Source organism: Streptomyces sp. NRRL B-24484, assembly GCF_000717715.1.
Lineage (GTDB): Bacteria > Actinomycetota > Actinomycetes > Streptomycetales > Streptomycetaceae > Kitasatospora.
On sequence record NZ_JOAI01000019.1, the window covers coordinates 95766 to 117680 of the forward strand.

Genomic DNA, 21915 nt, shown 5'->3' on the forward strand with positions numbered 1-21915 from the left:
CGGCCCGTTGACGCCCCGGCCCGCCGGGCCGGGCCCGACGAGGCTCCGGGCAGCGGCCGGCGACGAAGCTCCCCGCGGACGGCGCGGTCCCGACCGGGACCACCCGCCGACTGCCGGGAGCTTCGTCGTTCCCGTCGCGGAGGCGGCCGCGTCCGAGGTGCCCGGGCACAGCCCCGGAGGGCGGCCGATTCCCCGAACCTTCTACAGTCCTGTAGATTCCCCGGAACGCGGTGAAGCTGCAAGTCCCGGCGCCGGTACGCGCGTTCCTCGCCCCGCGACGGGTCCGCGTCCGGCCGGGCGGCAGCGAGCCGCACCACGGCCACACCGGGGGAGCCGCGATGGACGAGCCACCACGCCTGTCACCACAGGACCGGGCCGACTTCGAGCACGCACTGGCCCAGGCCCTGGCCCGCGCCGAGGTCCGCACCGCACTGAACGCCGCCGGGGTGCGGCCGGACGACCTCAGGGCCCGGGCCCGGCAGTCGGCCGCCGGACTCCTCGCGGCCGCGGCCGCCGAGTTCGACGACTACACCCGGCTGCGCAGCGCCGCGCCGGAACCGGAGCCGGCGGCCGCCCGGCGGGTGCCCGCCGGGGGCGCGCCCGGATACCTGGGAGTCCTCGCGCTGGTCGTCCCCGCGGTCGCCGGAACGGCCGCCGTGGTCCTCTTCGCCCTGGGTTTCGGCCTGGCGCTCACCGACGCCCGGCACGGCCTCGGCACGGCGCTCGAACGGGCCGCGCTGGTGGCCGCCGCACTGGCTGCGGCCTGCGCCGTCGTGGGCGCCGTCGGCCTGGTCGCCACCGCCTCGCGGTGCCGCCCCGACCAGCAGGACCCCTCACCCGAGGACGCGGTGGCAGCGGCCCGCATGCGGTGGCGCACCGCGTTGCTGGAGCGGGGCATGGTCCCGTTCCTGCTCGACCGCCTCGCGGACCCGGACGACGGGGCACAGGCCCCCTTCCGCCCCGGCTACAGCAGCCCCGACTTCGCCGGCCCGGACTTCGCGGGGCCGGACTTCGCGGGGCCGGACTTCACCGGCCCCGACGTCACCGACCCCGACGTCCGGGCCTGACCCCGCGCCACCCCGCAGGCGGGCACGCCTGCGGGGCGGCCGGAGCGCGGGCGCTCAGCGGCGCGTACCGCAACTGGGGCAGAACGCGGCGCCGTCCGGCACCTCGTTGTGGCAGCCGGTGCACGTGGAGGGCTGCGCGAGCCGGTGCCCGCAGCCCGGACAGAACGGGGTGCCGTGGGTCTCCGCCCGGCACTGCGGGCAGACCAGCTGACGCGGCGTGGAGACGTCGTAACCGTGCCCGAGCTGCTGGCCGTGGCTGTAGGCCTGCTGGGAGACCATGTCGTTCAGGCCGCGCTGCTGCGCGGCGACCGCCTCGGCGGCGGTGTCGGGGGAGCAGGTCAGGCAGAGTCCCTGGGCGGCGTTCCAGCAGCGCCCGCACACGTAGTGCGTGCAACGGCCGCAGCGGTTGAAGTGGCCCTGGGCGTTGCCGACGGCCCGCTGGAAGGCGGCGTCGCGGGAGCTGCCCCAGTTGGCACCGGCGAGACCGTCCGCGGCATTGGTGATGCCGCTGGTCGCCGTCCCGCCGATCAGGCCCCACGCGGCGGTCACGCCCTTGCCCAGCCACCCGGCGACCTGGCCGGTGGTGAACGCCTCGAAGGGGGAGCGCCAGGTGTCGTGGCACCGGGAGCACGAGAACTCGAACTGGAAGCCCGCACCGGTGCCGTGCTGCTCGCTGAGGTCGCGGTAGTTGTTGCTGAAGTAGATCTCGCCGCTCATCGCCGTCCCACCCTGTGTCCCGCTGCCATCGCGCCCTGCCGGACGCCCCGCCGACGACTTCGGTTCCCGGAAGTCGGCGCACAGCATGGCACGCGTTCCGGCCCCGTCCGACGCAGGGTGGCGGGCCGTCCCCGCAGGGCATGACGGCCACGGACCGTTCGTGTGGAGCCCGCTCCGGCGGGGCGGCCCGCCACGCGGGGGCGGACCCGGGCTCTCTACACTGCTGTAGATTCAAGTCCCGGTAAAGGCAGTACCGGCGACGCCCCCGACCCACCACAGGAGACCCACCCGCATGCGGGCACCGCACCCGGCCACCGCCGCGGCAGCCACCACCGACGGCCCGCCGCCCGAATCCGTCCGGCCGCGCGGCGTCCACGACCTGCGGAACCAGGACGGCGGCCCGCTGCGGATCGGCTACCCGGCCGACGCCGTCGTCGTGGTCTCCGGTCTGCCCGGCAGCGGCAAGAGCACCCTCCTGCGCCGGTGGTCCCCGGCAGCCCCCACCGTCGACCCGCGCACCGCCCACACCGCCTGCGCCGCGGTCATGCCGACCTGGCTGCCGTACGCGACCTACCGCCCCTGGGCGCGCCTGCGCTGGCTGCGCTCCATCCGCACCTCGATCCGCGCGGGCGGCCCGCTCCTCGTGCACGACTGCGGCAGCCGCTCCCTGCTGCGCCGCTGGATCGCCCGCACGGCCGCCCGGCAGGGCCGCGGACTGCACCTCGTCCTGCTCGACGTCGGAGCCGGCCGGGCCCTCGCCGGCCAGCACAGCAGGGGCCGGACCGCACCCGCCCGCACCTTCGCCCGGCACCGCCGCGGCATCGCCCGGCTGCTCCGGGCACTCGACCGGCACGGCGCGGCCGCCGCCCCCGAGTGCACCTCCGTCCTCCTGCTCGACGGCCTCTCCCGCTCCCGCGCCACCGGCGTGGAGTTCACCGACCGTCAGCCGCGGTGACGACCCGCACACCGCACCCGCGCCAGCCGCGCCAGCCGTGCCAGCCGTGCCAGCCGTGCCCGCTGCCGGCGTCGGTGGTGATCGCTAGCCTCGTCCCATGCGTGCGATGCTGCCCCTGAACAGTCCCCGTTGGCGCGAACTGCACGGCGTGGCCGCCGAGGACGTGCGGCAGGTCGTGGCGGCCGTCGAGTCCGCCTCCGCGACCGGCGCCGGCGCGGCCCCCGACGGCGGTGACGGGTGGCGGAAGGCCTGGGAGGGCCTGGCGCTCGACCTGATGTGCGAGGACGTCGTGGTCGACGGGGCCTACGCGGCGCTGCCGCACGTCGTGGCCGCGGCGGCCGGGCCGGCGCCGGAGCGGTTCGCGGAACTCTGGGTGGACGCCGGGCTGATGGTGACCGCGGCCGGGCGGAGCCCCGTCCCGGCGGATCTCCGGGCGGGCTTCGACGCCGCGCTCCGCGAGGCCGAGGCGGCGGCCGTCCGCGGGTTCCTCGCAGCCGCCACCCCCGCGGCCCTGTGCGCCCAACTCGCGCTGTCCTGCCTGGCCTTCGCCGGTCACCACACCGCCGAGGTGCTGTGGCGCTTCCTGGACCCCGAGGAGACCCACCTCGTGCTCTGCTGCCCGGGGTGCGGCGCCGACGCCGAGTTCCCCGGGTTCTTCGCGGACGGGCCCTGCCCGCCGTTCGACGCCCCGCCGCCCGCTGCCGACCGGGTCCGCGCGGGCGGGCACCCCTGGGGCGAGGTCGCCGACGCCCTGCGGGAGGACGCGCTGGGCCCCGGGTGGGAGCCCTTCCTGCGGGTGGCGCGCGAGGTCGCGGCGGCAGGGGTCCCGCGCGGGACGCCGGGGCAGGCCGTCCTGTGCCTGGTCGCCGGCATGGTCGCGGTCAGGGGAACCCCGGGGTGGGCCGGAGCGCAGTGGGCCCGGAGGCTGATGCTGCTGACCGGCGACTTCCGCTGCCCGGACTGCGAGCGGACCTGGACGACGGCCGACGGCCTGGTCGAGGACCCCGACGGGGCACGCCCGCAGGACCACGGCCGGCGGACCCGGCCGCCGGCCGAGGGCGCTCCCGCGGACGGCGACCGGCCGGCACAGCCCACGTCCGGCGGACGGACCGGGTTCCGGCGCGACGGGCACCGGCTGCTCGCGGCCGACGGCACACCCGTCGGCCACGTCGAGTCGTTCGCGCGCCCACGGCCGGACGCGTACCGGGGCGTCGACGCCGTGGCGGTCGTGGCGGGCCCCGGTCTGCCGACGCTCGTCGCGGGCGCCGGGGACGGCGGGCTGTGCCTGTGGGACCTGGCGGACGGCAGCGTGCGGCACGGCCCGCTGCCCGGTCACCCCGACCGCGTCCGGTCGTTGACGGCCCTTCCGCAGGCCGACGGCGCCGTCCTGCTCGCGAGCGGAGGGGAGGGCGGGACGCTCGGGGTCCGGGACGCGGCCACCGGACGGCCGGTCCTCGAACCGGTGGGCAACTGGCTCGGAGAGGTCACCGGGACGTGCGCCGCCGCGCTGCCGGACGGCCGTCGGCTGCTCGTCACGGCGACCTCGCGGGGCGCGGTCCGGCTGCGCGACCCCCTGACGGGCGAGCCGCTCGCGCGCCTCAACCCCCGCGGCCGGTCGATCCGTTCGATCGCCGCCGTGCCGATCGCCGTGGACCACACCCTGGTCGCGGCCGCCGACGCGCAGGGCGACGTGCACCTCTGGGACCCGGCCGTCGACGACCCCTGGGACCGCGGCGCGGCCGTGCCGCCGGACGAGCGGGCCCTGCGCGACCGCCGCCACCGGGTGGCCCTGGTCGCGGCGGTGTCCGTGCACGGCCGCGCCCTGCTGGCCACCGCGGACCCCGCAGGAGCGGTGCTGCTGTGGGACCCGGCGACCGGCGGGCCGGTCGGCGACGGGCTGCCCCCGGAGCGCAGCGGCAGCCCGCTGACGGCCGTGGCCGCACTCGTGCTCCCGGACCGGCCCGGCGTCGTGGTCACCGGCAGCGGGCCGGGACGCAGCCTGCGGATCTGGGAGCCGGAGACCGGCGCCGTCCGGCACGTCGACCTGGACGTGGCCGTCACCTGCCTCGCGGTGGCCGGGTCGGGTGACGGTGCGGAGGTGCTGGTCGGTCACGACCGGGGAGTCCTCAGGCTTCCTGCGTACCCGCGTACATCGCCGTGATCAGGTCGGCGTAGTCCCGCTCGACACGCTGGCCCCCGGCGGGGTGGCCCGTCTGCTCGACGGGCACCCGACGACCGAGGTGGGGCCGCCGGCCGTGCGCACCGCGGCCGAGGCGTTCAACCACTGGGACGAGGTCCCGCCGAAGCTGGCGGCCTCCGCCCCGAGTGGCGCGTCCTGGGTCCAGTCGGAGGCGCTCGCCCAGACCCTGGTCCGGGCGGACCACGTGACCCTCCGCTTCGACCGGGCCTCCGACACGGTCTACCTGAGGACCGTCAACCTGCACTTCCCGCCCACACCGTCCCCGTCGTCCCCCTGACCCGGAACGGTCCGCAGCCGGGCGATGGGGATCGCCGACCTCGGCGGAGAACGCTGACCCCGCTGCGGCACCCGCCCGATGGTCGAGTGCGCCGCAGCACCGCGCAGCCGGTCAGGCGTCGGCCGGGCCCGGTCCGTCGAGGAGGGCCAGGTCCTCGTCGGTCAGGCGGAGGGCGCCGGCGGCGATGTTCTCGGCGAGGTGGGCGGGGTTCCTGGTGCCGGGGATGGCCAGCACGTGAGGGCCGCGGTGCAGCGTCCAGGCCAGTCGGACCTGGGCCGGCGTCACACCGTGGGCGGCGGCCACCCGGTGGACGCGCGCGTCGGCCTCCCCGCCGGCGGCCGCCTCCCGGCGCAGACCGGAGATGGCGAAGTACGGGACGAAGGCGATGCCCAGCTCCCGGCACAGGCCGAGCAGTCCGTTCTCGTCGGCGAGGCGCCGGTCCAGGCCGTAGGAGTTCTGCACGCAGACCACGGGTGCGATCGCCAGGGCCTCCGTCACGTGCTCGGGGCGGACGTTGGAGAGTCCGAGGTGCCGGACCAGCCCCGCCTCGCGGAGCTCGGCGAGGGCGCCGAAGTGCTCGGCGACCGAGTCCGTCCCGGGGCCGTTGCGGCGCAGGTTGACCACGTCCAGGTGGTCCCGGCCGAGCTGGCGCAGGTTCTCCTCGACCTGGCCGCGCAGCTGGTCGGGGCGGGCCGTCGTCCGCCACTCGCCGGAGGCGTCCCGGGACGGGCCGACCTTGGTCGCCACGACCACCTCGCCGCGCCAGGACGAGAGGGCCCGGCCGAGGAGCTCGTTCGCGGACCGCAGGGGCGAGAAGTAGAAGGCCGCGGTGTCGACGTGGTCGACGCCCTGCTCGAAGGCGCCGAGCAGCAGCCGGAGGGCGGCGTCGCGGTCGATCGGCGGGCCGTCGGAGTTCCCCAGCATGCCGTTCCCGGTCAGCCGCATCGTGCCGTAGCCGACCCGGTTCACCTCCAGGTCCCCGAGCTTCCAGGTCCCGGCTGCCGTCGCTGTGCTCATCGTGCTCCTCCACCCGTCGGTCCGTCAGGTCCTGGAGTATGGGGGCGGGCGGGGGCGCTGCGACAGGTCCGCGGACCGGGTGAAACCTCACACCTGCATCGGGAACGAACCGTCACCGCCCGGCCGTTGGACCTGCCGAGAGACGTTCCGCCGGCATGCCCTCCGGGGGCGGTGCCGCGGCCGTCGGACTACCGCGCGGGTGCGCCGCCCGCCGGATCGTCGGCCGACTCGACGAGGTTCTGTTCGAGCCGTTCCAGGGTGTGCAGGGCCGTGGCGCGTTCGTCGGCGGTGAGGCCCGCCGTCACGAGGTCCTCCAGCCGGCTCCAGGCGTCCTCGACCTCCCGGCGCAGGGCGTGGCTGGCCGCCGTGGGCTCGATGAGCGATGCGCGCCTGTCGGTGGGGGAGGGGCGGCGGCGGACGAAGCCGGCCTGTTCGAGGCGCTGGACGGTGCGGGTCATCGTGGCGGCGTCGGAGTCCAGGAGCCGCACCAGGTCGGTCTGGCGCTGGGGCCCGAGCTCCCACAGGTGCATCATGACCAGCTCCTGACCCGGGTGGAGGCCGATCCGGCGCAGCAGTTGGCCGGCGAGCATGCGGTGCAGCCGGGCCAGGCGGAAGATCGCGTGGCTGACGGGTCCACCGCCCGCCGCGGCCGGTACCGGAACGCTCGCCGGCCGTGCCGTCCCCGCGGTCTCCGTCGCGGCTCCCTCGGCGGCGCCCGGGGTGGACTCGGTCATCTCTTCCTCACCTTCCTGGTCGGACAGCCGATGCTACCGCCGGGCCGCGCCGCCCGCAGGGAGGGTCCGCCGGTGGAGTCGGAATTGGCTGGTGGGCAGGCGGTCGTGTGGGCCGGATCACCGATCGGGAAGCATCCGGGGCATTTACTTGTTCGAGCAGGTAACTGTTACGGTGAAAGCGTCCGGGCCCACCGCCCGGCGCCCGTCACCCACCACGCACAGCGAGGGAAGAGACCATGACCACTGCATTCGATCCGATCGTCCTGGGCGGCCGCCGCCTGGCCAGCCGGCTCGTGATGGCGCCGATGACCCGGAGCCGCGCGTACGGGCCCGGGGCGGAGCCGACCGAGCTGATGGCGACGTACTACGCGCAGCGGGCCGGCGCCGGGCTGGTCGTCACCGAGGGGATCCAGCCGTCGCCGGTCGGGCAGGGCTACCCCGACACCCCCGGTCTGCACACGGCCGGGCAGGTGGAGGCCTGGCGGCAGGTGACCGACGCGGTGCACCGCGAGGGCGGCGTGATCTTCGCGCAGCTGATGCACACCGGCCGGATCGGGCACCCGAGCCTGCTGCCCGACGGCCTGGTGCCGGTCGCCCCGTCGGCGGTGGCCGCCCCCGGCCAGGTGTTCACCCACGAAGGACCGCAGGACTTCGTGACCCCGCGGGAGCTCACCGACGCGGAGATCCGCCGGACGGTCGCCGACTTCGCCGCCGCGGCCCGGAACGCGATCGAGGCCGGCTTCGACGGCGTGGAGATCCACGGCGCCAACGGCTACCTCGTCCACCAGTTCCTCGCGCCCAACACCAACCTGCGCACCGACGGCTGGGGCGGCGGCCCGCAGGGCCGGATCCGCTTCGCCGTCGAGGTCGTCACCGCCGTCGCGGAGGCGATCGGCGGCGACCGGGTGGGCCTGCGGATCTCGCCCGGCAACCCGTACAACGGCATCGCCGAGGACGACCCGCGCGAGGTCTACGAGGCGCTGCTGGACGGGATCGCAGGCCTGGACCTGGCCTACCTGCACCTGCTGGAGGGCCCCGACCGCGACCTGACCGCCCGGCTGCGCAAGGCCTGGCAGGGCACCTTCGTCCTCAACCCGTTCACCCACCCCGCGGCCACCGGCCCGGAGGCGCTGGCGCTGGTCGAGGACGGCACCGCGGACATGATCGCCTACGGCGCGCTCTTCCTGGCCAACCCCGACCTGCCGGCCCGGCTCGCCGCCGGCGGCCCGTTCAACACCCCGGACCCGGCCACCTTCTACGGCGGCGACCACCGCGGCTACACCGACTACCCCGCTCTCTGAACGGCCTGCCCGGCACCGCCCCGCCGCACCCGCGGCCACCCCCTTTCTCCTCCTCCGTCCCGTTCCCCCTTGGGAGTTCCCGATGTCCGAAGCGATCACCTTCTCCGAGTACGGCGCACCCGAGGTGCTCCGGCCGTCCCGGGTCGCCCTGCCCGAGCCGGGGCCCGGCCAGGTCCGGATCCGGGTCAGGGCCGCCTCGGTGAACCCGCTCGACCTGAAGATCCGGTCCGGCCTGATGGCCGGCCGGGCACCCGCCCGCTTCCCCGTGGTCCCCGGCCTGGACGCGGCCGGTGTCGTCGACGCCGTCGGCGCCGGGGCCGGTGCCTCGGTCGGCGACGAGGTCCTCGGGTCCACCGCGGGCGGCAGCTACGGCGAGCACGCCCTGCTGGAGCGGCCGGTGGCCAAGCCCGGAGCGCTCTCCTGGGAGCTCGCCGCCTCGCTGGTCACCGTCGGCCGGACGGCCGTCCGCGTCCTCGACCAGCTGGACGTGCGGGCCGGGCGGACCCTGCTCGTCCACGGTGCCGCCGGCAGCGTCGGCGTCCTCGCCGTGCAGCTCGCCGCCGCCCGCGGCGCCACCGTGATCGGCACCGCGGCCGAGCGCGACCTGGAGCGCCTCACCGCCCTGGGGGCCACGGCGGTCCGCTACGGCGACGGATGGGCGGAGCGGGTCCGGGCGGCCGCCCCCGGCGGCGTGGACCTGGTCCTCGACGCCTCCGGCGCCGGGGTGCTCGCCGACTCCGTCGCCCTGACCGGCGACCCGGGCCGGGTGCTCACCATCGCCGACCTGTCCGCCGCGGAGCACGGCGTCCGGTTCAGCGCCGGCGCCCCGGACGGGGCCGGGGACCCCCTGCCGGACCTGGTGCGGCTGGCCGCCGACGGGCGGCTCGACCTGCCGATCTGGCGGAGCTACCCGCTCGCCGCGGCCGCGCAGGCCCACGCCGACCTGGAGGCCCGCCGCAACCGGGGCAAGGCCGTCCTGCTGCCCTGACCCGCCCAGCGCGCAGCGGGGCGCCCGTCCGGTTGGCCGAGCTGTGCGTGGGTGCGGGACCGAGACAGTACCGTCGGTCCATGGCCATCGACCGTGAACCGGTGGATGCCGCGATCGGACTGGTGCGGTCCCGCTTCCCCGGGCAGGACTGGGCGGGTGCCGCGGCGCTGCGGCTCGACGACGGCTCGGTGCTCACCAGCACCGCGCCGGAGGCGCCGAACAACGCGGTGCGGCTGTGCCACGAGACGGGGGCGATCTGCGAGGCCTTCAAGCGGGGGCGGCGGGTGGTGGCGTCGGTCTGCGTGACCGCTGCCGACGGCGACCGCGGCCACTGGGTGCTGGCGCCGTGCGGGGTCTGCCAGGAGCGGCTGTTCGCCTACGGCCCCGACGTCGAGGTCGGCGTGCCCGAGCCGCAGGACCCGCACCGCTGGCGGACGATGCGACTGCGGGACGTCCAACCGCACTGGTTCGCCCGGGTCTTCCCCGACGACGTCTGGCCGTACGCACCGGACAGCCCGTGACCCCGGCCGGACAGCGGGCCGGCTCCGGACCGCGGCCGGACGCCGTGGCCGACGGAACGCCCGTCACCATCGGTCACGAAATGCCGTACGGCGGGCCGGACATGGCACCCGGAGGAGCCGCCTTCCGCTGCCCGGCCGAGCGGGCCGAGGCGTCCCCGGGCCGGTCGGCCGGCGGGCAGTTCGGGTGCAACCGGCCGGTGGGGGCGCTGGCCGGGGGCCGTCCGGCCCAATCATCGGAGCTGTTCATCGCGCGGGCCGGTGACACCGGCCCGCGCCGCGCCTAGCATCGGCACACCGCCGCGACCGTCGCGCCGAACGGGCGGTCGGCCGAGCAGTGGCCGACCGCCTCGCGGGTCCCGGGGCGCGCCCCACCGCTGCCCCGGGACCGTCCGGCTTCTCCGGTGCCGCCGCCGGTCGGGTGCGGCCGCGGCCCCGGGTGCGCAGGGGAGTTGACGACCGTTCTGCCGCACCGGAGGCGGGCACCGAGCCGCCGCGTCCGGGAATGGCGGCGAGGGAGGACCTGCGCGAGCATGGAACGGGAGAGCTGTGAATTCCGCGCGGGTCGAGCCGGCCTGGCGCGTGCGCGGCTGCCGCGTCCGTGCGTCGACCGGATCCGGGCCGCAGCGGGGCGTCCGAGGGGGAATCCCCGCGGCCCGGGTGACGGGGCATGACCGCGGCGGCCGAAGCGCCGGGCCGGACACGGCCGGTGAGACCGCTCACCCGCAGAGACAGGAGCGCCCCCATGACCACGTATCCGAAGCTCGATTCACCCGAGGAGGTCGCCTTCCTCGACGTGATCGCCGCCGTGTTCAAGGAACACCCGGGATGGCGGGGGAGTACGCCGTCGCCAGGCGCGCGCTCGAATCGGAGATGGGCATCGACTTCCGCCGGCAGTACGGCGTCTCGCGGGTGGGGAACGGGCGGATCGTCACCGAGTTCACCGACCGGCCGGAGCCGGTCCTCGCCGCCCGGCACTGCGACATCCAGGACATCCACGGCAACTGCCTCGCCTGGGGCGAGGAGCTGCAGATGTGACGGAACGTGGTCCCGGCGGGCGTCGCGGTGCTACGCGGCGGGCCCGTCGCCGGCCCGGCCGGCCGCGGTGCCTGCAGCGGTGCCGCCCGTGGCGCCGCCCGCGGTGACGGGCTCGTGCGGGCTGAAGGTGCGGCGGTAGGCGGCCGGTGAGACCCCGAAGGCCGCCCGCATGTGGGCGCGCAGCGAGTTCCCCGAGCCGAGGCCGGCCCGGTGGGCGACCAGGTCGATCGGCAGGTCGGTCGTCTCCAGCAGGTTCTTCGCCAGCTCCAGCCGCTGGGCGGTCAGCCACTGCACCGGGGTCATGCCGACCTCGTCGCGGAAGCGCCGGGTGAAGGAGCGCAGGCTCATCCGCGCGTGCTCCGCCAGCCGGTCGAGCGGCAGCGGCTCGCCGAGGTGCTCCAGGGCCCAGGCACGGGTGGCGGTGGTGCTGGCGACGGTGGGCTCGGGGACGGGCCGGTCGATGTACTGCGCCTGCCCGCCGTCCCGCCACGGCGGCACCACGCACATCCGGGCGGCCCGGTTGGCGACCGCCGCGCCGTGGTCCCGGCGGATCACGTGCAGGCACAGGTCGACGCCGGCGGCGACACCGGCGGAGGTCAGCACGTCGCCGTCGTCGACGAACAGGACATCCTCGTCGACCTTGACGCTCGGGTACGCCCGGCGGAACTCCGGGGCGAGGTTCCAGTGCGTGGTGGCCGGCCGGCCGTCGAGCAGGCCCGCCGCGGCGAGCACGTAGGAGCCGGTGCAGATGGACACCAGCCGGGTGCCCGGCCGGATCCCGGCGATGGCGGCGGCGACCTCGGGCGGCAGCGGCCCGCCGTCGCCCAGTTCGGGCATGGCGTGCGTCGGCGGGACGATCACGGTGTCCGCGGCGGCCAGGGCCTCGGGGCCGGCTGCCGGCTGCACAATGAAGCCGGCGTCGCTGAGCACGGGCGCGCCGTCGGCGGTGCAGACCGTGACCTCGTAGAGCGGGCGCCGCTCGGCGTCCTCGGCGCTGCCGAAGACGCGGGACGGGATGCCGAGCTCGAAGGGCGGCACCCCGGGCAGCGCCAGCACGGCGATCCGGTGCGGCCGGTCCGGTCCGCCCGGCGTCCGCTCCCGCTCGCTGTCCGTGCTGTCCACCCGCGTTCCGGCCATGGCCAGATCCTGTCACATAGTGGCCGAACGGCCAATACCCTGCCGCGCCCGGGTGCCGGATCGTTGACTGCGTCGCCGGGGGAGCCCGGCGCACAGGACGCTACGAAGGACGAGGACGAGACATGCGTGCGGTGGTCGTGGAACAGTGGGGCGGGCCCGAGAACCTGGTCGAGCGAGAGGTCGAGCGCCCCGAGCCCGGCCTGAACGAGGTCCTGGTGCGGGTGCACGCGGCCGGCGTGAACCCGGTGGACTGGAAGACCCGCGCCGGCGGCGCCCTCATCGAGTGGGGCGCGGTGCCCGCGGTCGGCTGGGACGTGTCCGGCACGGTCGAGGCGGTCGGCCCCGGCGTCGGGATCTTCCGTCCCGGCGACGAGGTCTTCGGGATGCCGCTCTTCCCGCGCCAGGCCGGCGGCTACGCCGAGTACGTGGTCGCCCCGGCGCGGCACCTCGCGCCCAAGCCCGCGGGTCTGACGCACGTGGAGGCGGCGGCGCTGCCGCTGGCCGCGCTGACCGCCTGGCAGGCCCTGGTGGACGCGGCCGACGTGCGCCCCGGCGAGCGGGTGCTGGTGCACGCCGCGGCCGGCGGCGTCGGCCACTTCGCCGTCCAGATCGCCAAGGCCCGCGGCGCGTACGTCATCGGCACGGCCAGCGCCGGCAAGCACGACCTGCTGCGGGAGCTGGGCGCGGACGAGGTGGTCGACTACCGCGCGGTCCGCTTCGAGGACGTGGTGTCCGACATCGACGTGGTCCTCGACGGCCTCGGCGGCGAGACCGCCGAGCGCTCCCTCGGCGTGCTCCGGGCCGGCGGCCGGCTGATCACCCTGCCCGGCCCGGACGACGTCCCCGCCGGCGCCCCGGACGGGGTGCGGGCGTCCTGGGTCCTGGTCGAGCCCGACCACCTGGGTCTGCGCGAGATCGCCGCCCTGGTGGAGCGCGGCGCGCTGAGGCCCGTGGTCGAGACCGTCCTGCCGCTGGCCGAGGCGGCGAAGGCGCACGAGCTCGGCGAGCAGGGCCGCACCACCGGCAAGATCGTCCTCACGGTCGCCTGACCGGCGCCGGCCGCACCCCCGCACCCGGGCCGCCCGCCCGGCTGCGGGGGTCGACCCTGCCATGTCAGGCCGGTGATCTGCCAGAATCGACCGGCCGGCAACAGGGACGAGGAGGGCCGCATGGGCGGGGACGAGGTGCGGTCGAGGATTCCGCAGCTGCGACTGGACGAGCTGCTGGAGGAGCTGCAGGCCAGGATCGACGCCGCCCGGGGCACCCGGGACCGGGTGCACAGCCTGCTGGAGGCCGTGCTGTCGGTCGGCCGGGAGCTGGACCTGACGCAGGTGCTGCGGCGGATCGTGGAGGCCGCCGCGGTGCTGGTGGACGCCCGGTACGCGGCGCTCGGCGTGATCGGCCCCGACGGCGAGACGCTGTCCCAGTTCCTCACCGTCGGCCTGTCGGAGGAGGAGATCGCGCGGATCGGCCCCTACCCGACCGGCAAGGGGCTGCTCGGCGAGCTGATCCGCCGACCCCAGGCGCTGCGCCTGGGCGACCTGTCGGAGCACCCGGCGTCCTTCGGCTGCCCGGCGCACCACCCGGTGATGCGGACCTTCCTCGGCGTACCGGTGCGGGTGCGCGAGGAGGTGTTCGGCAACCTCTACCTCACCGACAAGCGCGGCGGGGAGGAGTTCGACGCCGACGACGAGTCGGTGATCGCCACCCTCGCCGTGGCCGCCGGGGTCGCGATCGACAACGCCCGGCTCTACGAGGAGGCCCAGCGCCAGCAGCGCTGGCTGAGCGCCAGTGCCGAGATCACCCGGACCCTGCTGTCCGGCAGCTCCCGGTCCGAGGTGGTCGGGCTGATCGCGCAGCGCGCGCGGGAGATCACCGGCGCCGAACTGGCGGACGTCTCGGTGCCGGTGTCCGGCACCGGCTCGCTCCGGGTGGAGCTGGCGCTCGGCGGCGACGGCGCCGCCCGGCTCGGCCTCGTCGTCCCGGCGGAGGGCACGCTCTCCGGCGAGGCCGTCGCCAAGGCGGAACCGGTGACCAGCCCCGACCTCGCCGACGATCCGCGGCTGTCCGCCGGACCGCGGCGCTTCCAGGGGCTCGGAGCAGCGGTGGCCGTGCCGCTCGGCCGGGCCGGCAGCGAGAGCGAGGGCGTGCTGCTGCTCGCCCGCAGGCCCGGTGAACCGCCCTTCACCGAGCGGGAGATCGGCCCGCTGCTGGGCTTCGCCGACCAGGCCGCGCTGGCCCTGGAACTGGGCGAGCGGCGCCGCGACGCCGAACAGCTGGCGATGCTGGAGGACCGCGACCGGATCGCCCGGGACCTGCACGACCTGGCGATCCAGCGGCTGTTCGCCACCGGCATGACCCTGCAGAGCGCCGCCCGGCTGATCGACCACTCCGGGGCGTCCGACCGGGTGCTCCGGGCGGTCGGCGACCTGGACGAGACCATCAAGATCATCCGCTCGACCATCTTCGGCCTGCGAGCCCGGGAGGACGAGGCCGGGAACGGGCTGCGGGCCAGGGTCGTCCGGGCGGTCGAGGAGGCGCAGGCCACCCTGGGCTTCGCACCCCGGCTGAGCATGGAGGGCCTGCTCGACACCGACGTGCCCGGCGAGGTCGCGGACCACGTGGTGGCGGTGCTCGCCGAGGCCCTGAGCAACGCCGCCCGGCACGCCCGGGCCGGCCGCGTGGAGGTATCGCTCCGCGCCACCGGCACCCAGGTGGTGCTCGCCGTGCTGGACGACGGCGTCGGCATCCCCGAGCAGGGCCGCCGCAGCGGACTGCGGAACATGGCCGAGCGTGCGGAGGGCCTCGGCGGGCGGTTCGACGTCTCCGTCCCGGCCGACGGCGGCACGCAGCTCGTCTGGTCGGCACCGCTGGCGCGCGGAGCGTAGGCGCCGCCGGGGGCAGGTGCGCCCGGCCTCCGGCGGCGCCGGGCGTCAGCGGGCGGTTCGGTCGGCCGCCCGGTCGTGGGCGGCCAGGGTCTGGGTGGCGATGACGGCCGCCTGGACGCGGCGCTCCACGCCGAGCTTGGCCAGCAGGCGGGAGATGTGGTTCTTGACGGTCTTCTCCGCCAGGTAGAGGCGCTGGCCGATCTCGCGGTTGGTGAGGCCCTCGCCGATCAGCGCCAGGATCTCCCGCTCGCGGTCCGTGAGGCCGGGCACGTCGGAGGTCGGCGGCGCGGTGTCGCCGCGCAGACGGGCCATCAGCCGGGTGGTGGCGCCCGGGTCGAGCATGGACTGCCCGCCGGCGACGGTGCGGACGGCGGAGACCAGGTCGGTGCCGGTGATCTGCTTGAGCACGTAGCCGGAGGCGCCGGCCATGATCGAGTCGAGCAGCGCCTCCTCGTCGTCGAAGGAGGTCAGGATCAGGCAGGCCAGCTCCGGCATCCGGGAGCGAAGTTCGCGGCAGACCGTCACGCCGTTGCCGTCGGGCAGCCGCATGTCCAGGACCGCGACGTCGGGGCGGAGCGCCGGCACCCGGGCGAGGGCCTGCTCGACCGTGGCGGCCTCGCCGACGATGGTGAGGTCGGGTTCGGAGTCCAGCAGGTCGTGCACACCGCGCCGGACGACCTCGTGGTCGTCCAGCAGGAACACCTTGATCGGGCTGCCCGCCCGGGACTCCGTGCTGCCCGTCATCGCTTCTCCGTAACTCTCGGACCGCCGCTGGGGCGGCAGGTGAACGGACCCCATTATGCGCCCCGGTGACGGCGTGTCCGGAGGCCACCGCCCGGTGGCCGCCGCCCGGCCCGTCGGGACTCGGCCGCGGACGGGTCGGGTGCCCGGAGGGCGGAACGGGCGGGAGGTCAGTCGTGCGGCACCACCGCGACGGGTGCCGCGGAGTGGTGGAGCACGGCGTGGGCGACGGGACCGAGCCGCACCCCGAGGGGGTGGTGGTCCCGCTCGCGGCGCCCGACGACGACGAGGTCGGCCCGGGCGGAGGCGGCCACCACGGCGTGGGCGGCACCGCCGACCCGGGTTTCGGCGACCACCGCGATGTCCGGGTGCGCGGCCCGGGCACCGGCGAGCGCCTTCGCCAGGACGGCCTGCTCCGTGGCCTCCTGCACGGCGACGTCCACCTGGGGCGGCACCCAGCCCGCGGCCGTCCACGCGGGCACCAGATCCCAGCCGTGCACCGCGCGCACCCGGGCACCGCGCCGGGCGGCCTCCGCGAAGGCGAAGTCCAGGACGGCGTCCGGGCCGTGGCGGCCGTCGACACCGACGACGATCTCCCCGCGGGCCCGTCGGCCGCCGTCCTGCGGCCCGGTCGGGGCGTCCGCCCGGACCAGGACCACCGGCACGTCCACGCGGGCCGCCACGGCGAGACCGACGGAGCCGACCAGCAGTCCGGTGAACCCGCCGATCCCGCGGGAGCCGAGGACGAGCAACTCCTCGCCCGCGGCGGCCGTGAGCAGGGCGTCGACCGGGTCCTCGTCGACCGCGGCGGTCTCGACGGTCAGCCCCGGACGGGCCCGGCGGACCTCCTCGGCCGTCCCGGCGAGCGCCCGCAGCGCGGCCGGGCGCAGCTCCGCGGCGAGCGAGTCGTGGGCGTACTCGGCGTCGGGCCGGCCGAGGGCGTGCACGATCCGCAGACCGGCGCCGCGGCGGACGGCCTCCTCGGCGGCCCAGTGCACGGCGGCCCGGCTCCTCGGCGATCCGTCGGCACCGGTCAGGACCCAGCGCGTCATGTCGTCCTCCTGCGGCGATCGGGGGTGTGCGGCGAGGACGGTGCTTCGTCCTGCGCCACGAGAACTCTGTCGCCGCCGACGGGGCGGGTACAGGGACCGACCGGGCCCACCCGGGGGCCGGAGGTCCCTGGTCGGCGCACGGCCGACGCCTGCTACGTCCCGACACGGCCCGAACCGGCCGACGTGCCGTCAGTGCACCGGCGGCGGGCGGGACCACCGGCAGCCGAGGACGGGACCGACGGCCCGTCGGGCGGGGTCGTCCGTCCCTGGGTGCGGACCCGGCGGGGCGCGGAGGATCTCCACCGTGAGCGGCGGGCGGACCGGTGTCCGTCCGTCGACCGGCCGGATCGCGACGGGACCGCCCGTGGCGGATCCCGGACGGCGCTCCGAAGCCACCACGAAGGGAACCTCGATGAACCGTCTGCAGACCCGACCCGCCGCCGGCGTCCGGGTGGAGACCCGCGGCGAGGTCACCCGGGCCGCGCCCGACTACGCCCGGGCGAAGCTGACCGCCGTGCTGGACCGGCTGGACGAGCCGGTCCTCGCCGTCCGGGTCCGGCTCACCCAGGAGCCCAACCACGCGATGGCCAGGCCCTCGCTCGCCCAGGCGGTCGTGGACCTCAACGGCAGGCCGGTGCGGGCCCACGTGGCGGCCGCCACCATGCAGGAGGCGATCGACCTGCTGCAGGACCGGCTCAACGCCAGGATCGCCCGCGTCCGCCGCCACCGGGACCACCACCGCCACCACGGGACGGCCCCGGACACCGGGGGCGACCGCACCGGGCGCGGCCACCGCCCGCAGCGCCGCGAACGCGACGGCGAGGACCGCCGGATCGTGCGGCACAAGTCCTACGGCCTGGCGCGGCAGACCGCCTGGGAAGCGGTGCTCGAACTCGAGGCGATGGATTACGACTTCCACCTGTTCACCGACACCGGGACCGGCTTCGACAGCCTCGTCCACCGGGACACCGCCGACGGCGGGTACCGACTGGCCACCACGCACCCGCAGGCCGTGCCCGTCCCGGGACTGCCGGCGAGCACCGTCGGCGCACCGGAGCTCACCGCCGCCGATGCCGCCACACGGCTCGACCTCGGCGGCCTGCCGTTCGTCTTCTTCACCGACGCGGCGAGCGGACGCGGCCACGTGCTCTACCACCGCTACGACGGCCACTACGGCCTGATCACCCCCGTCCTCTGAGGCGCGGGCCGGCCACGCGACTCCCGGGGCCGGACACGGAGAACCCGACCGGGAACGGCGCTCGTGCCGTTCCCGGTCACCGCCGTTTCTCCGGCGCGCGCCCGGGCCTCGTGCCGCGGCGGCCCGGTCGGGTCCGCCGGTGCCCGGACGGTGCGCGGGTGGCCGTGGTCCCCGGTGTCGGGCAGCCGTCGCCGGGCCGCCCGGGGCCACTGGTCCCGGTGGCGGGGCGGGAATGCGGTCCGGTCGGCCCTGTGACCGGCCCGGCACCCAGGGTGACGATGGTGGTGCGCCGCAATCGCGGAGCCGGGCCCGGCCCGGGACCCAGGGGGGACCGAAAGGAGACGAGCACCATGGACCTTCCCGTCACCGTCGGCGTCGACGGATCCGAGGCCGGGTCGGCGGCCGCCGACTGGGCCGCCCGCGAGGCGCTGCTGCGCGACCGGAGCCTGCGGGTGCTGCACGCCCTCCCGCTGATGCCGCATCTGCTGCCCGTCGGCGCGGTGGCCGCCCGGCCGGAGGGCGACCTCCTGCACGAGGTGGCCCACGTCCTGGCGGTGCGGCACCCGGGACTGCGGCTGCGCACCGAGCAGGCCCACGACACCGCCGTCCCGGCGCTGCTCGCGGCGGGCGAGGACGCCGACCTCCTGGTGCTCGGGGCGCGGGGGAACGGAGGCTTCCCGGACCTGCGGCTCGGCTCGACCGCGCTGCAGTTGGCCGCCCGGACGGGCTGCCCCACGGTGGTGCTCCCGGTGGAGGCCGCCGGCCCGCATCCGCGCGAGTTCGTGGCCGTCGGCGTGGACGCGCGCCGCCCCGCCGAGGCGGCCCTCGGCTTCGCCTTCGCCGCCGCCCACCGGTACGGCCTGCCGCTGCGCGCCGTCCACGCCGGGTCAGCACGCCCTGCGGGCACCGGCGGTGAGGCTGCGCTGCTGGCCGCCGCCCTGGAGCCGTGGAAGGCGCTCCATCCCGAGGTCGAGGTCCTGGCGGACGTCGAGGGCGGCGGGCCGGCCGGGGTGCTGGTGGACGTGTCCGCCAAGGCGAGGCTGATGGTCCTGGGGCGCCGGCCGGCCGGCGCCGTGATCCCGCTCGGCCCGGTCGTCCATGCCGTCCTGCACCACGCCGGCTGCCCGGTGGCCGTCGTGCCGGGCCCGTGAGCGTGCCAACGCCGGACCACACCCGGGCGCACCGGCGGACCAACGGCCCTGCCGCCGGTCCCGGGGAAGGGACCTTCGGCCCGCGGGTCCGGCCCCCATCGGGCCATCCCCGGACGGTGCGGCCCGCAGGAAGCTGGTCGTCGAGAGCCGGGCGGAACCCCGCCCACCGCCGGTCCCCGACGGATCCCCGGACGACCCTCGGACGATCCCACTGAAAGGTGGTCAGCCATGACCCGCCGCCCGCAAACCGTGCAGCCGCCCGCTCCGGGCGGTGCCGCGACGGCCGTCGACACGCTCGTTGCCCGCGGATCGACGGCCCTCCAGCAGTACGCGGACTTCACCCAGGAACGGATCGACCACATCGTCAAGAAGGCCTCGCTGGCGGCTCTGGCACAGCACACCGCGCTCGCGGTGCTGGCCGTGGAGGAGACCGGGCGCGGCCTGTTCGAGGACAAGGCGGTCAAGAACGTCTTCGCCTGCGAGAACGTCACCCACGCGATGGCCGGGACGAGGACGGTCGGGGTGGTGCGGCGCGACGACATCGACGGCATCGTGGAGATCGCCGAACCGGTCGGCGTGGTTGCCGGCATCACTCCGGTGACCAACCCGACCTCGACCACCGTCTTCAAGAGCCTGCTGGCCCTGAAGACCCGCAACCCGATCGTCTTCTCCTTCCACCCCTCCGCGCAGCGCTGCTCCGCCGAGGCGGCGCGGATCGTGCGCGACGCGGCGGTGGCGGCCGGCGCGCCCGAGCACTGCATCCAGTGGATCGAGGAGCCGTCGACGGCGGCCACCCACGCGCTGATGAACCACCCGGACGTCGCGACCATCCTGGCCACCGGCGGCAACGCGATGGTCCGCGCCGCCTACTCGTGCGGCAAGCCGGCCCTCGGCGTCGGAGCGGGCAACGTCCCCGCGTACGTGGAGCGGAGTGCCGACCTGAAGCAGGCGGTGAACGACATCGTCCTGTCCAAGACCTTCGACAACGGGATGATCTGTGCCTCGGAGCAGGTGGTCGTCCTCGACGCGGAGATCCGCGAGGCCGCGCTCGCCGAGTTCCGCGCGCTGAAGGCGCACCACGCGAGTGCCGAGGAGAAGGCCCTGCTGGAGCGCCACCTGTTCGGCGCGGGCGGCGGCACCTCCTGCGCCGGGCAACGGCTGAACGCCGAGGTGGTGGGCCGCTCGGCGGCGCAGATCGCCGGGGCGGCGGGCTTCGAGGTGCCGGCGGACACCTCGGTGATCCTGGTGGACGTCGAGCGGGTGGGGCCGTTCGAGCCGCTGACCCGGGAGAAGCTGTGCCCGGTGCTGGCGGTGACGACCGCGGCGTCGCGCCGCGAGGGCGTCGAACTCGCCGCCGCCGTGGTGGAGTTCAACGGGCTCGGGCACTCGGCCGCGGTGCACACCGAGGACGCGGCGTTCGTCGAGGAGTTCGGGCACGCGGTGAAGGCGTGCCGGATCATCTGGAACGCGCCCAGCTCCCAGGGCGGCATCGGCGACGTCTACAACGCCTTCACCCCCTCGCTGACGCTCGGCTGCGGCAGCTACGGGCACAACTCGGTGTCCGGCAACGTGTCGGCGCTCAACCTCCTCAACATCAAGCGGATCGGCCGGCGGAACACCAACATGCAGTGGTTCAAGGTGCCGCCGAAGATCTACTTCGAGCGCAACTCGGTCACCTACCTGGCGAGCATGCCGAACGCCCGGCGGATCGTGGTGGTCACCGACCGGACGATGGTCGAGATCGGCCACCTGGAGCGGGTCCGGGACGTGCTGGGCCGCCGCCGCGAGCCGGTCGAGGTCCGGGTGGTCGACTTCGTCGAGCCCAACCCCAGCATCGACACCGTGCGCAGGGGTGCCGAGCTGATGCGGGAGTTCGAGCCCGACACGATCGTCGCGCTCGGCGGCGGGTCGCCGATGGACGCCGCCAAGGTGATGTGGCTGATGTACGAGCACCCGGAGGTCGAGTTCGCGGACCTGAAGGAGAAGTTCTTCGACATCCGCAAGCGCGCCTTCACCTTCCCCGACCTCGGGGAGAGGGCGAAGCTGGTCTGCATTCCGACCACCTCGGGCACCGGCTCCGAGGTCACCCCGTTCGCGGTGATCACCGACACGGAGACCGGTCAGAAGTACCCGCTGGCGGACTACGCCCTCACCCCGAGCGTCGCCATCGTCGACCCGGCGCTCACCATCCGGCTGCCGAAGGACGTCACCGCGGACTCCGGCTTCGACGCCCTCACCCACTGCATCGAGACCTACGTGTCGGTCTACGCCAACGACTTCACCGACGGCCTGGCGCTGCAGGGCATCCGGCTGATCTTCGAGAACCTGGAACGGGCGGTCTCCGACGGGCGGAACGACCCGGTGGCGCGGGAGAAGATGCACAACGCCGGCACCATCGCCGGCATGGCCTTCGGCTCCGCCTTCCTCGGGGTGGTGCACGCCATGGCGCACACCCTGGGCGCGACCTTCCACGTCGCGCACGGGCGGACCAACGCGCTGCTGCTGCCGCACGTCATCCGGTACAACGGCGCGGCGCCCGGCAAGGTGACCAGCTGGCCCAAGTACCGCAGCTACGCGGCGCCGGAGCGCTACCGGGCCGTCGCGCAGGCGCTGGGCCTGCCCGCCGCCACCCCGGAGCAGGGCGTGGAGTCGCTCGCCGCGGCGGTCGAGGAGCTGCGTGACCGGGTCGGCATCCCGCGGTCCTTCAAGGAGGCCGGCGTGGACGAGGCGGCGTTCCTGGCGGCGCTGCCCCGGCAGGCGATGAACGCCTACGAGGACCAGTGCGCCCCGGCCAATCCCAGGCTGCCGATGCTCGCCGACATGCAGCAGCTGATGACCCAGGCCTACTACGGCACCCGGGGCTGAGCGCCGGACGACCCCGCAGCACGACCGTTCCGACGACAACACGACGACAACACGACGGCAGCACGACGGGA

General features: G+C 75.9%; 19 protein-coding genes. 13 read left to right on the plus strand and 6 right to left on the minus strand.

What is annotated here, in order from left to right:
• Positions 1-338 precede the first annotated feature (338 nt).
• A complete protein-coding gene (locus tag IE98_RS44765; RefSeq protein WP_159400971.1) occupies positions 339-1067 on the plus strand; it encodes a hypothetical protein in 729 nt (242 codons plus the stop codon).
• A gap of 54 nt (positions 1068-1121) precedes the next feature.
• On the opposite strand, the gene IE98_RS0118705 is transcribed toward IE98_RS44765, so the two are convergent.
• Entirely contained in the window at positions 1122-1784 is a 663-nt protein-coding gene (locus IE98_RS0118705; RefSeq protein WP_030270323.1) for a double zinc ribbon domain-containing protein, read from the minus strand.
• 292 nt (positions 1785-2076) lie between these two features.
• Between IE98_RS0118705 and IE98_RS0118710 the strand changes: the two genes are divergently transcribed.
• The 3 genes from IE98_RS0118710 to IE98_RS0118720 all read left to right on the plus strand — a co-directional run bounded on the left by IE98_RS0118710 (position 2077) and on the right by IE98_RS0118720 (position 5216).
• A complete protein-coding gene (locus IE98_RS0118710; RefSeq protein ID WP_052390684.1) occupies positions 2077-2739 on the plus strand; it encodes an AAA family ATPase in 663 nt (220 codons plus the stop codon).
• 97 nt (positions 2740-2836) lie between these two features.
• A complete protein-coding gene (locus IE98_RS0118715) occupies positions 2837-4900 on the plus strand; it encodes a WD40 repeat domain-containing protein (RefSeq protein WP_234443589.1) in 2064 nt (687 codons plus the stop codon).
• 43 nt (positions 4901-4943) lie between these two features.
• Positions 4944-5216 (plus strand): hypothetical protein, encoded by a 273-nt coding sequence (locus IE98_RS0118720; protein ID WP_030270327.1) that lies wholly within the window; start codon positions 4944-4946, stop codon positions 5214-5216.
• 111 nt (positions 5217-5327) lie between these two features.
• Here the strand turns inward: IE98_RS0118720 and IE98_RS0118725 are convergent, their stop codons facing one another.
• Together IE98_RS0118725 and IE98_RS0118730 are read right to left on the minus strand one after the other, a co-directional pair.
• Positions 5328-6233 carry an aldo/keto reductase gene (locus IE98_RS0118725; RefSeq protein WP_030270329.1) on the minus strand — a complete coding sequence of 302 codons (906 nt, stop codon included), beginning with the start codon at positions 6231-6233 and terminating at the stop codon, positions 5328-5330.
• Between the two features lie 188 nt (positions 6234-6421).
• Complete coding sequence (locus tag IE98_RS0118730; protein ID WP_030270330.1) at positions 6422-6967, minus strand: MarR family winged helix-turn-helix transcriptional regulator; 546 nt, start codon at positions 6965-6967, stop codon at positions 6422-6424.
• A 236-nt stretch (positions 6968-7203) separates the two neighbouring features.
• On the opposite strand from IE98_RS0118730, the gene IE98_RS0118735 reads away from it, so the two are divergent.
• The 4 genes from IE98_RS0118735 (at position 7204) to IE98_RS0118755 (ending at position 10812) form a co-directional block, all read left to right on the plus strand.
• Positions 7204-8268, plus strand: coding sequence for an alkene reductase (locus IE98_RS0118735; RefSeq protein WP_030270332.1), 1065 nt, complete (start codon positions 7204-7206; stop codon positions 8266-8268).
• Between the two features lie 82 nt (positions 8269-8350).
• The gene (locus IE98_RS0118740; RefSeq protein WP_030270334.1) at positions 8351-9256 is read left to right on the plus strand and encodes an NADP-dependent oxidoreductase; all 906 of its coding nucleotides are present in this window, start codon (positions 8351-8353) and stop codon (positions 9254-9256) included.
• A gap of 80 nt (positions 9257-9336) precedes the next feature.
• Positions 9337-9777, plus strand: a complete 441-nt coding sequence (locus IE98_RS0118745) for a cytidine deaminase (protein ID WP_043174503.1) — start codon at positions 9337-9339, stop codon at positions 9775-9777.
• Positions 9778-10602: 825 nt separating this feature from the next.
• The gene (locus tag IE98_RS0118755) at positions 10603-10812 is read left to right on the plus strand and encodes a hypothetical protein (protein WP_030270340.1); all 210 of its coding nucleotides are present in this window, start codon (positions 10603-10605) and stop codon (positions 10810-10812) included.
• Positions 10813-10842: 30 nt separating this feature from the next.
• Here IE98_RS0118755 and IE98_RS0118760 read toward each other — a convergent pair whose 3' ends face one another.
• Positions 10843-11949 carry a GlxA family transcriptional regulator gene (locus IE98_RS0118760; RefSeq protein ID WP_052390685.1) on the minus strand — a complete coding sequence of 369 codons (1107 nt, stop codon included), beginning with the start codon at positions 11947-11949 and terminating at the stop codon, positions 10843-10845.
• A gap of 122 nt (positions 11950-12071) precedes the next feature.
• On the opposite strand from IE98_RS0118760, the gene IE98_RS0118765 reads away from it, so the two are divergent.
• Together IE98_RS0118765 and IE98_RS0118770 are read left to right on the plus strand one after the other, a co-directional pair.
• On the plus strand, positions 12072-12998 hold the full coding sequence (locus tag IE98_RS0118765; RefSeq protein ID WP_030270344.1) for an NADP-dependent oxidoreductase: 927 nt from the start codon (positions 12072-12074) through the stop codon (positions 12996-12998).
• Positions 12999-13118: 120 nt separating this feature from the next.
• Complete coding sequence (locus IE98_RS0118770) at positions 13119-14837, plus strand: GAF domain-containing protein (protein ID WP_030270345.1); 1719 nt, start codon at positions 13119-13121, stop codon at positions 14835-14837.
• A gap of 45 nt (positions 14838-14882) precedes the next feature.
• On the opposite strand, the gene IE98_RS0118775 is transcribed toward IE98_RS0118770, so the two are convergent.
• Positions 14883-15581: a response regulator gene (locus IE98_RS0118775; RefSeq protein ID WP_030270347.1), complete on the minus strand. Its 699-nt coding sequence runs from the start codon at positions 15579-15581 to the stop codon at positions 14883-14885.
• Between the two features lie 167 nt (positions 15582-15748).
• Positions 15749-16630 (minus strand): universal stress protein, encoded by an 882-nt coding sequence (locus IE98_RS0118780; RefSeq protein WP_030270349.1) that lies wholly within the window; start codon positions 16628-16630, stop codon positions 15749-15751.
• Between the two features lie 412 nt (positions 16631-17042).
• Here IE98_RS0118780 and IE98_RS0118785 point away from each other — a divergent pair, with 412 nt between their 5' ends.
• The 3 genes from IE98_RS0118785 to adhE all read left to right on the plus strand — a co-directional run bounded on the left by IE98_RS0118785 (position 17043) and on the right by adhE (position 21844).
• Positions 17043-17828, plus strand: coding sequence for a sigma 54 modulation/S30EA ribosomal C-terminal domain-containing protein (locus IE98_RS0118785; RefSeq protein ID WP_030270351.1), 786 nt, complete (start codon positions 17043-17045; stop codon positions 17826-17828).
• Positions 17829-18178: 350 nt separating this feature from the next.
• Positions 18179-18979: a universal stress protein gene (locus tag IE98_RS0118790; RefSeq protein ID WP_030270353.1), complete on the plus strand. Its 801-nt coding sequence runs from the start codon at positions 18179-18181 to the stop codon at positions 18977-18979.
• Positions 18980-19207: 228 nt separating this feature from the next.
• The gene (gene adhE / locus IE98_RS0118795; protein ID WP_030270355.1) at positions 19208-21844 is read left to right on the plus strand and encodes a bifunctional acetaldehyde-CoA/alcohol dehydrogenase; all 2637 of its coding nucleotides are present in this window, start codon (positions 19208-19210) and stop codon (positions 21842-21844) included.
• The last annotated feature ends 71 nt before the right edge of the window (positions 21845-21915 follow it).

Excerpts from the sequence above, each read along its gene's own strand:
- IE98_RS44765 (WP_159400971.1), top strand. The coding sequence starts at position 339 with ATGGACGAGCCACCACGCCTGTCACCACAGGACCGGGCCGACTTCGAG.
- IE98_RS0118705 (WP_030270323.1), bottom strand. The coding sequence starts at position 1,784 with ATGAGCGGCGAGATCTACTTCAGCAACAACTACCGCGACCTCAGCGAG.
- IE98_RS0118710 (WP_052390684.1), top strand. The coding sequence starts at position 2,077 with ATGCGGGCACCGCACCCGGCCACCGCCGCGGCAGCCACCACCGACGGC.
- IE98_RS0118715 (WP_234443589.1), top strand. The coding sequence starts at position 2,837 with ATGCGTGCGATGCTGCCCCTGAACAGTCCCCGTTGGCGCGAACTGCAC.
- IE98_RS0118725 (WP_030270329.1), bottom strand. The coding sequence starts at position 6,233 with ATGAGCACAGCGACGGCAGCCGGGACCTGGAAGCTCGGGGACCTGGAG.
- IE98_RS0118730 (WP_030270330.1), bottom strand. The coding sequence starts at position 6,967 with ATGACCGAGTCCACCCCGGGCGCCGCCGAGGGAGCCGCGACGGAGACC.
- IE98_RS0118735 (WP_030270332.1), top strand. The coding sequence starts at position 7,204 with ATGACCACTGCATTCGATCCGATCGTCCTGGGCGGCCGCCGCCTGGCC.
- IE98_RS0118740 (WP_030270334.1), top strand. The coding sequence starts at position 8,351 with ATGTCCGAAGCGATCACCTTCTCCGAGTACGGCGCACCCGAGGTGCTC.
- IE98_RS0118745 (WP_043174503.1), top strand. The coding sequence starts at position 9,337 with ATGGCCATCGACCGTGAACCGGTGGATGCCGCGATCGGACTGGTGCGG.
- IE98_RS0118755 (WP_030270340.1), top strand. The coding sequence starts at position 10,603 with ATGGCGGGGGAGTACGCCGTCGCCAGGCGCGCGCTCGAATCGGAGATG.
- IE98_RS0118760 (WP_052390685.1), bottom strand. The coding sequence starts at position 11,949 with ATGGCCGGAACGCGGGTGGACAGCACGGACAGCGAGCGGGAGCGGACG.
- IE98_RS0118765 (WP_030270344.1), top strand. The coding sequence starts at position 12,072 with ATGCGTGCGGTGGTCGTGGAACAGTGGGGCGGGCCCGAGAACCTGGTC.
- IE98_RS0118770 (WP_030270345.1), top strand. The coding sequence starts at position 13,119 with ATGGGCGGGGACGAGGTGCGGTCGAGGATTCCGCAGCTGCGACTGGAC.
- IE98_RS0118775 (WP_030270347.1), bottom strand. The coding sequence starts at position 15,581 with ATGACGGGCAGCACGGAGTCCCGGGCGGGCAGCCCGATCAAGGTGTTC.
- IE98_RS0118780 (WP_030270349.1), bottom strand. The coding sequence starts at position 16,630 with ATGACGCGCTGGGTCCTGACCGGTGCCGACGGATCGCCGAGGAGCCGG.
- IE98_RS0118785 (WP_030270351.1), top strand. The coding sequence starts at position 17,043 with ATGAACCGTCTGCAGACCCGACCCGCCGCCGGCGTCCGGGTGGAGACC.
- IE98_RS0118790 (WP_030270353.1), top strand. The coding sequence starts at position 18,179 with ATGGACCTTCCCGTCACCGTCGGCGTCGACGGATCCGAGGCCGGGTCG.
- adhE (WP_030270355.1), top strand. The coding sequence starts at position 19,208 with ATGACCCGCCGCCCGCAAACCGTGCAGCCGCCCGCTCCGGGCGGTGCC.